The following is a 14,289-nucleotide window of genomic DNA, read 5'->3' as shown; positions in this document are numbered from 1 at the left end:
CGGGTGGAACCCGCGACCGCGCAGCCACGGGCCCGGCACCTCGGCGTTCGTGCGCCAGGGGGTCCCGGCGAGCCGCTCGGCGGCGACCGCGCGCGCGGCGACGACGCGCTCCCGGGCCATCGCGCTCGTCAGCCGGGTGCCATCGGCGTCCGCCGCCGCGGCCCGTCGCAGCGCCGCGGGCGAGAGCCGCGGCACCCAGATCTGCACGTCGACACGATCGAGCAGCGGCCCGGACAACCGACCGAGGTATCGGCGGCGGGCGGCCGGCGGGCACGTGCAGTCACCGCCGTCGAGGCCCCACTTGCCGCACGGGCACGGGTTCGCCGCGAGCACGAGCTGGAAGCGCGCCGGGAACCGGGCGACGGCGTTGGCCCGATGGATCGTGATCTCGCCCGACTCCAGCGGCTGCCGCAGCACGTCGAGCACCGCGGCCGGGAACTCCGCCGCCTCAGCCATAGTGCAGATATTATTACTTGTATGGAATCGAACCGCCGAGCGGCGCTTTACCTGCGCCAGAGCATCGACAACCCTGAGGGAATCGAGCGCCAGCGCGCGCGCTGCAGATCCCTCGCGGAGGCGCGCGGTTGGACAATCGTCGCGACGTACGAGGACAACGAGGTCCGTGCTTCGGCAACGCGAGGTGCAGGCACCGGCTGGGCGCGCATGCTCGATGAGCATCGGGACTTCGATGTCCTGGTTGCAGTCGACCTCGACCGTCTACTCCGGTCCACCAAGGACCTCAACACCCTCATCGACGCAGGCGTGCCGGTCGTCACCGTGAACGGCGAGATCGACCTCACAACCGCCGACGGTGAGTTCCGAGCCACGATGCTTGCAGGCATCGCGCGATTCGAGACGCGACGAACCTCTGAGCGCATCAAGCGCCAGAAGGCGCAGCGTGCGGAGCAGGGCAAGTGGCATGGCGGGACTCCCCCGTTCGGGTTCCGCCTCAAGGACGGCACGCTCGTTGAGGCGAAGAAGGAAGCCGACATGCTGCGCGAGGCTGCGCGGCGCTTGCTCGATGACCGCGAGCCGTTGGCATCGATCGTCGCCGATTGGAACCGTCCTCGAGTCGGATCCGCCGCGGTGCCGAAGCGCGCCACGCGCTCGGGCAAGCACTGGCGACAGACGAACCTCCGGGCGAACCTCCTGAACCGGTCGCTGATCGGTGAGACCAAGGCCGGCGTCCAGGGCTGGGAGCCGATCCTCGATCAGCGCACCTTCGACCGGCTCGGGGCGTTGCTCGGAGACAGCCGCAAGTCGTGGGCACCGAACCCGGATGGCCGCAAGTCAGCGAAGTACACACTCTCGGGCGGTCTCGCGGTCTGCGGGATCTGCGGCGGGAAGCTCGTCGCCTCGATGAAGCGCGAGGTCGCAGGCCGGGCCCAGGTCTCGCTCGGATGCCTGCCCCGGGTAAATCCGGCACTGGACAAGCACCCGGAGGTCATTGGCAAGAACGGCAAGCCTCGCAGCACCGGTCGGATCGCCATCGACCACGACTCGCTCGAAGAATACGTGTTCGGCGTGCTCATTCGGAGCATCGAGTCGTCAGAGCGCTGGCCTCAGCAGCTTGCCCAGCAGACGCCCGAGACAGACGCGAAGATCGACGCGCTCAAAGCCGAACGGTCGGCGTTGCGTGATCAGCGAGAGCGGGCAGGGCGTGCCTACGTACTCGGCGTCATGAGCGAGCGCGAATCGGTAGCCGAGGTGGCCCGCATCGACGCCGAGCTTGAAGGTATCGGCAAGCGCCTGGATGCACTGCTCGGGGCACCCTCCCTGGCAGGCTTCCTGTCGAACGGCACGCTGCACAGCTGGCGGACCTGGGCGCCCGGCAGCCGCCGCGCGTTCCTGCGGCTGTACATCGACCGGATCGTCGTGAACGAGTGGCCTGAGGGCGTCGCCCGAACGACCTTCAGGCTGAGAGGTGAGACGGACGATGCGTACCGCGAGCGTCAGCGCGCTCGGATGATCGAGGTCGCGTCCAAGCGCGTGAAGATCGTATGGCAGTGGGAGCAAGCGAGCGCCGCATCCTCGTGAGTCGCTATCTTCTTCCACGTGGATGCGTGGCATGGCTTCTGGACCTGGGCCAATGAGAACCAGCTCGCCGCGACTGTAGTCGGCGGTCTGATCTTGCTCGCGCTGGGTTGGGCACTCTCTCACCTGCCGAAGGTGGGACCCTACATCAGGCGCGCACTCACGTGGCTCTGGGCGTGGCACCCAGTCAGCGCCAGGAGGCACACCAGGGAGCTCGACCGGCTGCGGAAATCACTGAAGTTCGGCGACTCCGAGGTTCAAGGCGCGGCGAAGAAGTCTGCGTTGGAAGGCGATGCTCGGTTGAGGATCGCCCTCGACGCCGACTTCAAGGCGATCAAGCAGCGGCTCGATCGCCAAGAGAAGAACCACGAGGCTGTCGCAGCGTTGGTAGTGAGCCTCGAGAGTGAGATCAAGCGCGGACCAGGCGCCAGTGCGGTGGCCGAACCGCTCGCGCCTACGAGCCCGCCTCTGCCTCGCCCAAGGTGGGACATCGAATGGCTCGCCCACGATGACGGAACGCCCAACTCGTTCTTCGACATCACGAATCACGTTCCTCGCAGCGTTGCCAACGAGGTACGGATCGAAGGTACGTCGCGCGTGCGCGTCAGGGACGCCGGGCACTGGGCTTCTCTCAGTGGGAAGGTAAGCGAGCAGTTCGTCGCCCAGGTGGCTGAGGAAGGCGAGTACCTGGGTGTGCGCTTCTCTGTCGAATGGTACGACGAGGACGGTGCAAAGCAGCGCGAAGAAGTCACCGCGCCCCCGTGGGAAGACGATCCGGATGCCGAACAGCGGGTACTGCGCCTCTAGCGGCGCGTGTACGCGCCGAGGGCGCTGGGTCGATAATCGATTCGATTCAGCGCCCTCAGCGCCTCAGATCGACTCAGGATGCCTCGGCAGCGCCCTCTCGTCGCGCCCTGATTCGCGCCGTGCGCGCCAGCCCCTGGAACACCTCGTTCGGCACTTCGCTCATCAGTTCAAGGACTCAGAACGCACACACCGCTGACACCATGGCTGCATGGTGCCACGCCGCGGACGCAAGTCGGCCAGCTAGCAAGACCGGGCGGTGGCCACGCGGAGTGCGCTGGTCGGGCATCGAACCAGCGCCCGAAACGCTAGCGGCTAGCCAGGAGCTTCAAGTCATTCGTGAACGAGCGAGTCCGGTCTAGCCGGGTCCCAGTATGCTCCGACCGTGACCTACCACTGGACCGACGACCTTCGCTTTCGCGAGGGCTCCACCATCTTCTGGAGCCGTCCGAAGTCGAGCGAGAGCCCGTACTTCGATGTTCCCGACAACGAGCGACAAGCGGTAACCCGCGAGTTGCTACGGGAACATCCGCTTTCTGGGCAGGACGTTACTAACGCTGTACTAGACGCGTGGGAGGACATCTTCACGTCAACAATTGGAGTCGGAAGAATCGGCATCGATATCTTCCCCACTCCTCAGATAATGGGTTTCCTCCTTCACGAACTGATCCCACTACGAGTCAGTTCCAGCCATAATGGGTGGCGAAAGGACTCCGAAGCGTCCGAGAAGGACCTCGTCTTCGAACCCGATCTTCGTTTCTCTACTGAGGTAAAGACCTCATCAAACTCGAACCTGATTTATGGAAACCGAAGCTACGGAGTCGAGAACTCGGGCCGGGGAAAAAAGGCCAAGTCCGGCTACTACATCGCCGTAAACTTCCAGAGCTGGAGGGAAGCAGGCAGAAACCAGCCGCGAATCCGACGAGTACGTTTTGGCTGGATCGATAGTACGGATTGGATCGCCCAGACTGCCGAAACCGGCCAGGCCTCCTCACTACCCAGCATTGTCTATGGGTCGCAACTCGCCATCGTTTTCGACGATTGAAAGCTGCGACGCCCGCATGTCGAGGAGGCCCTCAATCCGTGATACGGCAACTCGGAGATAATCGTCCCGCAACTCGAAACCGACGCATCGCCTGCCGAGTCGAGCCGCGACTGCAGCCGTTGTCCCTGAGCCCATGAAGGGGTCCAAGACGATATCCCCGGGCCGCGTGCACGCGAGAATAATCCTCTCGATTAGCGCCTCAGGAAACTGCGCCGGGTGCGGCGTGCGCTCCTTCGACGAGCGTCGGTATCCTGACGTTACCTTTGGGATATACCAGACATCACCGGGGTTCTTCCCCAACGGATTAACCTTGAGCTTGCCATTCTTCTTCTGATTCGGGTACTTGACGTCTGGATCACGCACTGAGTCGAGGTCAAAGTAGTAAGCATCAGGGTCCTTGACGTACCACAGCACCTTCTCATTCCTGGGTGCAAAAGCCCGACTCGAGGTCGTGCCGGCCCCATAGGACCACACGACTTCTTGGCGAAGGTAGAACGGGGTTCGGTCCCACATGAGATACGGGATGGGTACGGCGCGACCACGACCCTTGACTTCCAAGTAGCCCAAGTTGAGCCAGAACTGCCCGTTAGCGGTGGACGCCCTATGCGCGGCACCGATCCACTGCTCTGTCCAATCCAGATATTGACCAAGATCTAGCCGCTGCTCATACTCTTTGCCGATGTTGTACGGAGGGCTGGTTACTACTAGGTCGGCCCACCCCTCAGGCAGGGACCTCATGCCGTCTACACAGTCGCCACGAAACAAGACCACCCCGTCTCGCTCGTAAGCCGGAGTGCCAAGGTGCCGCATCAGATCAGTCAGTTCCATTTCGATCCCATCGTAGGTTGCGTAGAGGACATCAGCTGGCTCGCAGCGCGGTCTGCCGGACACCGCTTGGGTGCCACCGCGCCCCTCCCCCAGGCAGCGGCACGGCGTCGGCGTTGAGGCGGTCTGCGATAGCCCGATACGTGTGGCCTCGCGAACGCAGGTTGCGGATCCTCCGGGCAACGGCAGGATCGAGCTTGCGGGGCCGGCCAACGTGCACACCCTTGGCCTTGGCCGCGGCGAGGGCTTCCTTCGTGCGAAGGCCGATGGTCTCTCGTTCCCACTGAGCGACCGCGGCCATCACTGAGGCGACGAGCTTCCCTGTGGGCGTTGACGTGTCGATGCCGAGGTCGAGCGCGATGATCGACCAACCCTGCCTCGAGGCAAGGTCGAGTAGGCGTGCGAAGTCCGAGAGTGAGCGTGAGAGTCTGTCGAGCTTCGAGACGACCAGCGCATCGGCCTCACCGCGGCTCAGCAAGCCGAGGGCACGGGTGATGCCGGGCCGATCGATGTCTTTGCCCGACTTGCCCGCGTCCTCGATGAACTCGACAGCCCAGCCTCGACGGTCAGCCTCTCCCCAGATCGCCGCTCGCTGCGCAGCGATGCCGTGTTCCTGGTCGACGGTGGAGACCCGGAGATACCCGACGACCTTCATGCGCCGACCTCCGGCAGGATGTGCGCATGGGATTCGTGAAGATCGTGCCGGTCGCAAGCCACCCTCCTTGCCCGGTTCCGGACATCACACGGAAGTGGACGACCGGCGAGCCTGACTTCGGAGTCGGCACCATCTGGGCATGCGATGACTGTGGTCAGCAGTATCGGTTGGTGAAGATCCCTCTTCGCGGCGCTCGGGGCACCTGGGAGCCCATCGAGTCCTGACCTACTCATGAGCGATGCAGCCCCTCGTACAGGTCGCCCTCAACGAAGGCCAGCGAGGCGTGGGTGGCGAAGTGGACTGCGTAGTAGACGTAGGTCCCATCCCTGAAGTTGACGTCCCACCCAGCCTCTTCGAGCGCATCGGCGAGCGTGTCGTCGGCACCGTCCGGGAAGAACGCTTGCCCGGAGCTCGGCGGCTCGAAGGCATCGAGGATCGCCTTCAAGGCAGTGAAGGTGTCGGGCTTCTCAGCACGGATTCGGGCAAGGGTGGCGTCGTAGGCCGCCCAGTAGGCACGGAGGCTCACCACTCGCCCTCCTCGTCCTCGTCAGCGTCGGAGACCTCGAACTCAACGGCACCGTCCCAGGTGCTGGAGATCGAGCCAAAGCCGGCTCCGTAGCGCTGGCCGTTCGACAGCACGATCACGGCACCTTCGCCGAACTCCCGGATGGCCTCGGTCACGGCATCGAGCAAGTCGCCGAGGGTGACGCGGGTCTCGATCTGGTCGGGCGCGTATCCCTGGTTGTCGGAGATGTTGAGCAGCACGCGCGTGGTCGAGGTGCTGACTTCGGTATTCGTCATGGTCTTTCCATCCTTTTCGAGACTCGAAGCTTTGTTCGAATCGATCGATTGGACAATAATCGACGTACGCCTCTTGTCAACTATCCCCTCGGTTTGTGTACACGCCTCGATAGTCCTCAACATTGAGCGCGCGTTAGAGGCATCGAGAATGCACGGTCGATATTCGAATCAACATCGCGCCTCGATCGCCTCAGAGGGTCTTCTACGGCTTCTACAAGCCAATCGGAGACTTGAGGGCGGATCGAAATCGCTTCGAAAAACTATTGATGCAGGAAATCGGCACCCTATTGAGCCAACTTCTCCCATGGGTCCTCAAACGATCCTCCCGAAGAAGCTGCTTGGCAGCCGAGGACCAACCCGAGAATCATCATGCGCGATTCTAAGGGAATCGCGCGAATGATTCTCGATCGAGCCCGGATGATTCTCGAATGATTCTCGCTGGTGATTCTCGGTCCAGATGGTTGATATGTCGCGCATTGAGGGCCATTCGTCGACCTCAAGATCGACCAGAACCGGAACCGAGAATCACCCCAGTCGACCGATGATTCTCGGTCGATGATTCTGGGGTGATTCTCGAAAGTGATTCTCGGTTTTGAGCGCCTACGCAGGCTCCGGCACTCGGTACGTCGCGGGCGTGGCCGACGCCTTGACGTACTCGCTCGCAACCACCACGCGCCCTGCCTCGACCAGCTTCTTGACGTAGCGATCGACCGATGCCTTCGCGATGCCCGTCCTCTGCACGATGTCGGCTGCGGTCGTCACCGCTCCCCCGGCGCTTCCGGAACGGATCGAGGCGTACACCTGCTCGACCTTCGCATCGGACGCGTTGGAAGCCTTCGCGAGGCCGATCACGTCTGTACGACCGTTCTCCTGGTCGTGCACCGCATCGATCGGTTCGAGCATGTTGAGGATCGCCTTCAGGTGCGTGTACCGCACGAGGTTGTCGCCCTGTTTGCCCTGGATGTGAAGGATCGAATCCATGCCGGAGGTGAGCCAGACCGAGCCGTAGATGTTGTCGAGCGAGGGCATGCGATTCGCGCGGGATTCCTCGTTCCCGGTCTTCCTCTCGTGGTGCAGCACGAAGGTGCTCATCCCCCGGGCTCGGCACTCCTTCCACGCCATGTCGAGCGCCTGCCCGACCTCACCTGCCGAGAGGTTCGCCGGAGTGAGGTCCTTCACGCTGTCGATGACCAGATCGCCGACGTTCTCACCGAAGGTGTCTTGCACCCAGTCCGCGAATGCGTACGGGTCCCCGAGGATGTCGATCGGGATCGGCTTCGTCCAGACTCCGAGACGTTCACGGGCAGCCGCCTGTTCCTCGTCGCTCGTGAAGAGGCGCGCCATGCTGCGCGCGATCTGTCGAGGTCGGTCGAGCGCGAGGTAGACAACCTTCCGGTCCTCCCTGAGAGGTCGGATTGGCTGGCCCAGCAGGTGCCCCGGGCCGAATCCGAGCCGGCCGAGGATCACCTGTTGAGCCGTGAACGACTTACCGAGTCCCTGGTCGGACGGGATCATCAGCCCGCCGGCCTCGGCCCAGAGTAGGTCGTCGCCTGCACCCCAGATCGGGATATCCGAAGCAGTCTCGCCGAACATGAAGTCGAAACCCGAGGTTGCCGCAGCGTCGCCGTACTTCGCGACACGCTTCTCACGACGAACACGCGCGACCAGCTCGCGCACTTCGGCGTTCATTACGCCCTTTTCGACGGCCTTGAGGACGTCGGCGTCGAGTTCCAGGAGGAACGCGGGCAGCTCGCCATTGACGAGGGAGAACGAAGGATCGCCGAAGCCCCCCATCCGCGCGCTGGCCTGCTCGGCGAATCGCCTGATCTCTTCCGGCGTAGGGAGGTCGCTCATCCCCGGCCCCCTTCGTTGGATGCGTGCAGCCATGCATCTATGACCGCGAGGTTGGATGCCGTCTCGGCGCTGACGAAGCGATGCGCGCTCATCAAGCACTTCTCGGCCTGCGACCACGGGAACGAGTCGTGGTCCGGCGTCTCGGACCAAACCGTCAGGCCCAAGGCGTAGACCTCGGCATGCGCGTCAAGGCCGAGTTTCGACCACCACCGGCACGCCAGCCGGTGCATGAAGTCATCACGCGCTCCCATGGGCAGGCCGTCCCGGATCGCGTCTTCCGTCGAGGGGAGATCGGCACCTGCTGAGGGCGATCCCCGGCCCGTGCCCGACCTCCGGGATCCGCGAGTGTTGCGGATGGCCTCGATCAGCTCGGGCGGAGCGAACGGCACGCCACGGAGACCCTTGGCGAGGTCGCCGCGGATGACCTCGTAAACGCGCCCGACGCCGTTCACCTCGCGACGCGTGCCGGGACCGGCGACCTGATGCCCGCCATCGGCCTTCACGTCGAGGTGAGGAAGCCACGGCACCTTGGATGGCAGGTGACCGTCGTACCGGAAGTACAGGTGCGCTCCGCTCGCAGTCTGGACGACAGGCAGGTTGCTGAGGTCGACGCCGTAATGCTCCTGAACGTCGATCAGCGAGTCGAAACCGCCGAAGCCGTGTTCGTCGTTCTTGGTGTCGAGGTCGAGCACGCCGAGACCATCGCCGGTGCGGACGCCCCAGTTGCAGCCAGGGAACTCCTGACGCCAGGCGAAGATTTGATCGTGGTCGTCTGTGGCGAGGTTCTGCCAGTTGCGGATCGCCGGGATGTTCGTGCCCGGCCTGAGAGGCAGGAGCCGGAAGCCGTGGCCGTTCATCGGGCGATCACCGCCATCGCATTGCGGCGAATAGCCAACGAGGCAGCCCGGACCTCGAGGACAAGCGACTCAGTACGAGCCGCGGCGAACCGTGCGGCTGCGACAGCTTTGGAGGCGTTGCGCACGTCGGGTGACTCCGATTCCGATTCGAAGACACGTTCGATACAATCTGAATCGATGGTGGAGCTTTGGCGGCTCTTGGGGTCGCTCCCCGTGGAAAAGGGAGCGGCCCTTTTCTCATTCGCGAGCATTGTCGGCCTCCATCCCTCGGAGGAACGCAACACCTCGGTCGATGTACTCGTCCGGTATCTGGACGATGTCGAGCTCTGCGGCGGCCACGTCACTCGCCTGCCGTCGGTCGCACCCACCCGGAGGGCTTGGTGCCTCGTTTCGGAGGCCACGAGTGCCGGAACTCCAGCAGTTCCGGCTCGAAGACGACCTCGACCGGCAGGGATCCGCCGAGCAGATCGAGGATGGCGTCGATCTGCTTGGGGCTGGGGTGACGCCGGCCGCGGCAGATGAGCATGGCCTCGTTGGAGGAAAGCGGCTCGCCGGTTCGGTCGGCAAGCTCACGCGCGAACGCGGCGTATGTCCAGCCGCGGTGCTGAACGAATCGCTTCAGCGGCTGGTCGTTGAAAGTAAGCAAAGCAAAAGCCCACCTGTCTTAGACAAGTGGGCTATCTTTTCCGCACCCCGCGACTGTCGCGATAGATCGATTATATAAACCTCAGGCACGCTTGGGAACCACTCCGGGCGAACGCGTTCCGGGGCGCTTGCATTCGCCGGTCGATATTCGATTCGACCTCGCGACGCAAGCGCCCTAGATCGCCGCCTAACGCTTCTCCAACACCTTCGCAGCGACTCGCACGGCGCGAATCAGCGCGTTCTGCTCAGCCACGTGCTGTTCAGCCTCTTCGCGGTTGTTCGTCGTGCGGCATCGGCAATCACGTGTGGCGTGGCCGTACATCGGGCACTCTGGCGCGGTCGCCCACCAGAGCAACAGGAGGCTTGTCGTTCGCTGCGAACGTACCCGCCAGTCGTCGCGGGCTTCCCGCTCGGCCTCCAGGTCGCGCCCTGCCTCGGCGTCGGCTGCGGCCGTCGCCGCACGCTTCGCCAGCAACTCCTGGCGCAGTTCCTCGACCGTGCTCACGACTGCCTCCGGTCTCGCTGGCGCTGCTCGCTGTACCGTTCCTCGTGTCCCTCGGCAGTAACCGTTCGGCGCGTCACGTGAGGCGGCGCCACCGGGTCACCGATGACCTTGGGCGGCACCGGATCGGGCGAGAACTCAGCTGTTTGGGCACCGCGCGGCGCGCGCGGGACGTCTGCATCAGTGAGCATCAGCGGTCCCTTCTCGGAGGTTCAGCGGATCCGCGCACGGAACGGATCCGGACAACGTTCTCGGGAACCTCAGGCTCGTCCTCGACTACCTCGGCTTCCTGGATGTCTTCCAAGGTCGTCGGCTGGTACGCCTCAAGTTCGGCGCGGTACTCCTCCGGGACCTCCCGGTTGATAGCGAGCCCGAGTTCACCATCTCGCGCAGCATCGGCGGCGCCCTTCCCGAAGATGTGGACCATGGTCTGCTCCCACTTGCCGTCGACCTGGATCGTCGCGTTGGGTCCGAACCCAGTTCGATCAAGCACAAGCCGGATCGCTTGGAGCTTCTCCGTATTGGTCGACGTCTCCGAGTTGATGATCTGCTGGAGTTGGACGAGGGCGGGCGTAACGAGCTGATCGATGGCTCGACGACTCTTGGCCAACGACGCCTTGGTTCCACCGCCATGGATGCGGCATACCGTCAGGCCGACCAGTCGCGCCTTGCCGCACTGCACACCGCGCTTGTTCCTCGCGAGGCAGCGCTTCTCGGCCGAGACAACGCCGCTAGTCATGAGCACTCCTGGGATGCTGCGACGTTTAGGTTCGTGTAGAAGTCGAGGCACGTGGCGCAGAGGGCGAACTCCACGACGTATCGGCCTCGCGATACATGGAAGACGCCTGCGATTCGACCGGCCTCGTGGTGGTCGAGCCGGAGTTGCGGCGGGAGGTCGCAGCGGTCGCACGGGCCGACGCCGGTGTTCCTCCACGCGCCGTTCTCGATCTCCGAGATGTACAGCCAGCGCCGCCAGGACGCTGCCGTGTTCTGGCTGGCCTCGACGACGGTCTGTTCGATGTCGTAGTCACTGGCGCGGACGACGATGGCACGGCCAGGGTCAGGCCCCTCGTGGCGTCGCGCGAGGTCGCTGTGGCGCAGGCCGGTGCCAGAGGTCGCCTCGGCCATGGTGTGGTCGATGAAGGCGTCGCCGAGCGCGAGCAGCCAGCCGTTGTCCGCGCCGTCGCGGGTACAGAACGCGCGGGCCTCGGCACTGGCCTGGAGGTCGAGGACGAAGTCCAGGGCGTGAATCGGATCGGCCGATTCTGCGACAGCACGTCGCAGCTCTTCGGGGGTTGTTGCGTTGAGGAAAGCCATGGTCGGCTCCTTCCCGGTGGTCGCCAGTGGTGTCAGTGAGTGGGAGGGCACCGCGCACTGACAACGCGGTGCCCTCCGGATTGTCGAAGCACCTCGACATCTCGACCGGAGGCGTCGCTGGGGGAAGTGCTTCGGCTCGGCGCTGGTGAGAAAGGAAGATCCAGCGCCGCTACGCTCCCGCCGAGGGAACCCGACCCCGGCGCGAGCGGGTCTTACGGCCAGGTGGGGTTGTCGTACGACCCCGAGGCCTTGATTTGCATGACGGCTGCGGCCGAACGGTGCCGGACGCCGACGCCGAAGCCGCGCTCGTAGACGCTGTCGAGCAGCGGGTAACGCTCGTGACCGGGCAGGAGGCGGAAGCCCTGGTTCTCGGCCTGCGGGTGCTGGCGGAACGCCACCGGGTTGCGCCCGGCGTTGGGGCCGGCCGTCGCGAGCGCGATGGCGTAGCCCTGCGGGATCAGGTAGTTCTCGTGGATCCACGCGTCGCCGTACGAGCCGATCAGGGCGAGGCTGTTGAACGAGGCCGGAGCCTTGTCGCCGACGATCGCCTGGTCGGTGAGGTACGCCGGAGCATTCACCGCGGGGATGAAGTCGAACGGATCGACCGCGGCGTTCTCCGGGTCGCGGCGGAAGGTCTTGATCACGTCGCCCTGGGTGGGGTGCACCATGATGACGATCTGCTCGTTCGAGCCGCGCGAGCCGAAGCCGTGCTCCTGGATCGTGTCGATCAGCGCCTTGAGGTCGCCGCCGTCGATGGTCGCCGCGCCGGACACCAGGTAGTGCGAGTGGCTGTTGGTGAAGGTCTTGCCTCCGAAGCTGGGCGGTGCGACCGAGTCGGTGCCGTCCCAGAGATCGAAGATCTCCACGCCGTTCTCGTTGATGGAGCGCGAACCGGAGGCGGTCTTGGTCGTCAGCGCCTTCATGACGCTGCGGAAGACGAGCTTGTTGTCGGCCTCGAGGAACGCCGCGTGCTGAGCACGGACCTGCTCGGCCGTGGCGTCGCGAAGGAACTTGCGGGTGTAGCGCTTGGCCTTGTCGTACCAGTCGAGCGGGAAGCCCATCCGGGCGTAGTCCGGCTCGGCACGGCCGGAGGTTGGGACGCCGAACTCGGATGCGAGCTCCAGCTCCAAGTCGCCCTCGCCGACGGCGTACTGGACGAACGAGTCGACGGTGGGGAACGAGAAGAGGGCTGCGACCGCGGAACGACCGGCGTTCCAGGCAGTGAGCGCGTCGTTGAACTCGTTCCAAATGAGGTTGAGGTCGACGCCATCCGCGGTGCGGGTGAGGACATCGGCCCCGACATTGAAGCCACGAGGCATGGCATTCTCCAATCAGTCAGGTGTGTCGCTTCGACCTCTGGTCGTTGCTGGACTCCCTGACTTGTGGAGGGTGAGCTAGAACGCTCGAACACTCGCCACTCAACAGGCTGCGGTTCGACGCTGGCGAACCGTTGTTGCAGCGATTGTATCAACTTGGGTAACACGATGCACTCCCTATGCATGTATTACTTTTGGGTGTTTCGCCTCGTCGAGGAAGAGCACGCCGTGCGACGCGCGCGGCGCGGCACCGGGCCGGATGAGCCGGCTGCCGCCGCCGACCATCGCCGCGGCCGTCGCGGTGTGGTGCGGCGCTTCGAAGGGCGCCCGCGTCACCAGTCCTCCGCTGACCGGAAGTCCGGCGAGCGAACGCAGCGACGTCGCCTCGAGCGCGGCCTCCGGGTCGAGGTCGGGCAGGATGCCCGGGAGCCGGCTCGCGAGCATCGTCTTGCCGGATCCGGGCGGACCGAGGAGGTACATGTGGTGGCCGCCGGCGGCCGCTGCGAGCAGCGCCTCGACCTGCTCGTCGTTGCCCGCGATGTCCGCGAGGTCGGGCTGGTGGGTCGGCGACGCATCCTCGCCGTCGGTGTCGGTGCGCAGCACCGGCTCGACGTCGATGGGCGCGAACTCGCCGCCGTGCCAGACGGCCGCCTCGTTGAGCGAGGCGACCCCGACGACCCGGACGCCGGGCACGAGCGCGGCCTCGGCGCGATTGCCCTCGGGCACCATGACGATCTCCGCACCGGCGCGCGAGGCCGCCCGCACCGCGGGCAGCACGCCGTCGATCGGGCGGAGCCGGCCGTCGAGTCCGAGTTCGCCGAGATGCACGACCGCCGCCACGGAGGACGGCGACACGTCGCCCGCCGCGGCGAGCACCGCGAGAGCGATCGCCAGGTCGAACCCGGATCCCTGCTTCGGCAGCGCCGCTGGCGACAGGTTCACCGTGATGCGACGGCTCGGCAGCGGGCAGCCGCCGTTCGTCGCGGCCGAGCGCACGCGGTCGCGCGCCTCGCCGAGGGCCGTGTCGGGCAGCCCGATGATGACGAAGTTCGGCAGCTGCGCCGACAGATCGGCCTCGACCTCGACGAGCGAACCCGAGAGCCCCATGAGCGCGACGGCGCGCGTGCGTCCGACCGCCATCAGCCGATCCCCCGCAGGTGCTCGACCACGGGGTCCTCGCCCGGGAGCGCGAGCACGGCGACGGCGTCGAGCCGGGCCCGACCGAGCGGCCGCTCGTGCGCCTCGGCCCACGCGGACGCCAGCGCCCGCAGCCGGGCGACTTTGCGCGCCGTGATCGCTTCGAACGGATGCCCGTAGCCGAGCCCCGACCGGGTCTTCACCTCGACGAAGACCGTCTCATCACCGTCGAGGGCGACGAGATCGAGCTCGCCGCTGCGGCAGCGCCAGTTGCGCTCGAGCACGCGCATCCCGCGCGCCTCGAGATGCTCGGCCGCGATCCGCTCGCCGAGCCTGCCCAGTTCGTCCTTGCGGGCCATCCGCACCACCTCCGTCGACCAGGGTCGACGGGCGGGCGGTTACTGCGTGCGGCGCGTGCGGGTTCGGTGGATGCCTCAGCCGGACGGCCGCCAGGTGAGGAGGAGTGCGGGCACCGTCAACGGACGGGATCGACCGAG

General features: G+C 65.3%; 15 protein-coding genes and 2 pseudogenes. 3 read left to right on the top strand and 14 right to left on the bottom strand.

Annotated elements, in window-relative coordinates:
* A pseudogene (locus tag GB864_RS07140) lies at positions 1 to 495 on the bottom strand (ATP-binding protein); the annotation flags it as partial.
* Here GB864_RS07140 and GB864_RS07135 point away from each other — a divergent pair.
* From GB864_RS07135 to GB864_RS07125, 3 genes are all read left to right on the top strand, one after another.
* Positions 376 to 2,037 carry a recombinase family protein gene (locus GB864_RS07135; protein ID WP_419672777.1) on the top strand — a complete coding sequence of 554 codons (1,662 nt, stop codon included), beginning with the start codon at positions 376 to 378 and terminating at the stop codon, positions 2,035 to 2,037. The pseudogene GB864_RS07140 and the gene GB864_RS07135 sit on opposite strands and share 120 nt — an antisense overlap.
* A gap of 18 nt (positions 2,038 to 2,055) precedes the next feature.
* Positions 2,056 to 2,841, top strand: a complete 786-nt coding sequence (locus tag GB864_RS07130; RefSeq protein ID WP_160423653.1) for a hypothetical protein — start codon at positions 2,056 to 2,058, stop codon at positions 2,839 to 2,841.
* 382 nt (positions 2,842 to 3,223) lie between these two features.
* A complete protein-coding gene (locus GB864_RS07125; RefSeq protein WP_202107035.1) occupies positions 3,224 to 3,883 on the top strand; it encodes a ScaI family restriction endonuclease in 660 nt (219 codons plus the stop codon).
* Here the strand turns inward: GB864_RS07125 and GB864_RS07120 are convergent.
* The 13 genes and pseudogenes from GB864_RS07120 to GB864_RS07060 form a co-directional block, all read right to left on the bottom strand.
* Positions 3,833 to 4,711, bottom strand: a complete 879-nt coding sequence (locus tag GB864_RS07120; protein WP_160423652.1) for a DNA-methyltransferase — start codon at positions 4,709 to 4,711, stop codon at positions 3,833 to 3,835. The two genes, GB864_RS07125 and GB864_RS07120, sit on opposite strands and share 51 nt — an antisense overlap.
* Positions 4,712 to 4,742: 31 nt before the next feature.
* Positions 4,743 to 5,363, bottom strand: coding sequence for a recombinase family protein (locus GB864_RS07115; RefSeq protein ID WP_160423651.1), 621 nt, complete (start codon positions 5,361 to 5,363; stop codon positions 4,743 to 4,745).
* Between the two features lie 229 nt (positions 5,364 to 5,592).
* The gene (locus tag GB864_RS07110; protein WP_160423650.1) at positions 5,593 to 5,889 is read right to left on the bottom strand and encodes a hypothetical protein; all 297 of its coding nucleotides are present in this window, start codon (positions 5,887 to 5,889) and stop codon (positions 5,593 to 5,595) included.
* Positions 5,886 to 6,164 carry a hypothetical protein gene (locus tag GB864_RS07105; RefSeq protein WP_160423649.1) on the bottom strand — a complete coding sequence of 93 codons (279 nt, stop codon included), beginning with the start codon at positions 6,162 to 6,164 and terminating at the stop codon, positions 5,886 to 5,888. The genes GB864_RS07110 and GB864_RS07105 overlap by 4 nt, the downstream gene beginning before the upstream one ends.
* A gap of 600 nt (positions 6,165 to 6,764) precedes the next feature.
* Positions 6,765 to 8,018, bottom strand: coding sequence for an AAA family ATPase (locus tag GB864_RS07100; RefSeq protein ID WP_160423648.1), 1,254 nt, complete (start codon positions 8,016 to 8,018; stop codon positions 6,765 to 6,767).
* Positions 8,015 to 8,875, bottom strand: a complete 861-nt coding sequence (locus GB864_RS07095) for a bifunctional DNA primase/polymerase (RefSeq protein WP_160423647.1) — start codon at positions 8,873 to 8,875, stop codon at positions 8,015 to 8,017. Before GB864_RS07095 ends, GB864_RS07100 begins: the two co-directional genes overlap by 4 nt.
* Before the next feature lie 340 nt (positions 8,876 to 9,215).
* The gene (locus GB864_RS07090; protein WP_160423646.1) at positions 9,216 to 9,521 is read right to left on the bottom strand and encodes a helix-turn-helix domain-containing protein; all 306 of its coding nucleotides are present in this window, start codon (positions 9,519 to 9,521) and stop codon (positions 9,216 to 9,218) included.
* Between the two features lie 186 nt (positions 9,522 to 9,707).
* Complete coding sequence (locus GB864_RS07085) at positions 9,708 to 10,025, bottom strand: hypothetical protein (RefSeq protein WP_160423645.1); 318 nt, start codon at positions 10,023 to 10,025, stop codon at positions 9,708 to 9,710.
* 187 nt (positions 10,026 to 10,212) lie between these two features.
* Complete coding sequence (locus tag GB864_RS07080; RefSeq protein ID WP_160423644.1) at positions 10,213 to 10,761, bottom strand: hypothetical protein; 549 nt, start codon at positions 10,759 to 10,761, stop codon at positions 10,213 to 10,215.
* The gene (locus GB864_RS07075; protein ID WP_160423643.1) at positions 10,758 to 11,339 is read right to left on the bottom strand and encodes a hypothetical protein; all 582 of its coding nucleotides are present in this window, start codon (positions 11,337 to 11,339) and stop codon (positions 10,758 to 10,760) included. Before GB864_RS07075 ends, GB864_RS07080 begins: the two co-directional genes overlap by 4 nt.
* 212 nt (positions 11,340 to 11,551) lie before the next feature.
* Positions 11,552 to 12,658: a hypothetical protein gene (locus GB864_RS07070; RefSeq protein WP_160423642.1), complete on the bottom strand. Its 1,107-nt coding sequence runs from the start codon at positions 12,656 to 12,658 to the stop codon at positions 11,552 to 11,554.
* A gap of 201 nt (positions 12,659 to 12,859) precedes the next feature.
* Positions 12,860 to 13,795 (bottom strand): annotated as a pseudogene (locus tag GB864_RS07065) (ATP-binding protein); the annotation flags it as partial.
* On the bottom strand, positions 13,795 to 14,160 hold the full coding sequence (locus GB864_RS07060) for a YraN family protein (protein WP_336603905.1): 366 nt from the start codon (positions 14,158 to 14,160) through the stop codon (positions 13,795 to 13,797). The gene GB864_RS07060 and the pseudogene GB864_RS07065, both read right to left, overlap by 1 nt.
* Positions 14,161 to 14,289: the final 129 nt, after the last annotated feature.

Origin of the sequence: Agromyces seonyuensis (assembly GCF_009789225.1) — a bacterium.
GTDB classification, from domain to species: domain Bacteria; phylum Actinomycetota; class Actinomycetes; order Actinomycetales; family Microbacteriaceae; genus Agromyces; species Agromyces seonyuensis.
This window is presented reverse-complemented; position numbering and strand designations above follow the sequence as displayed.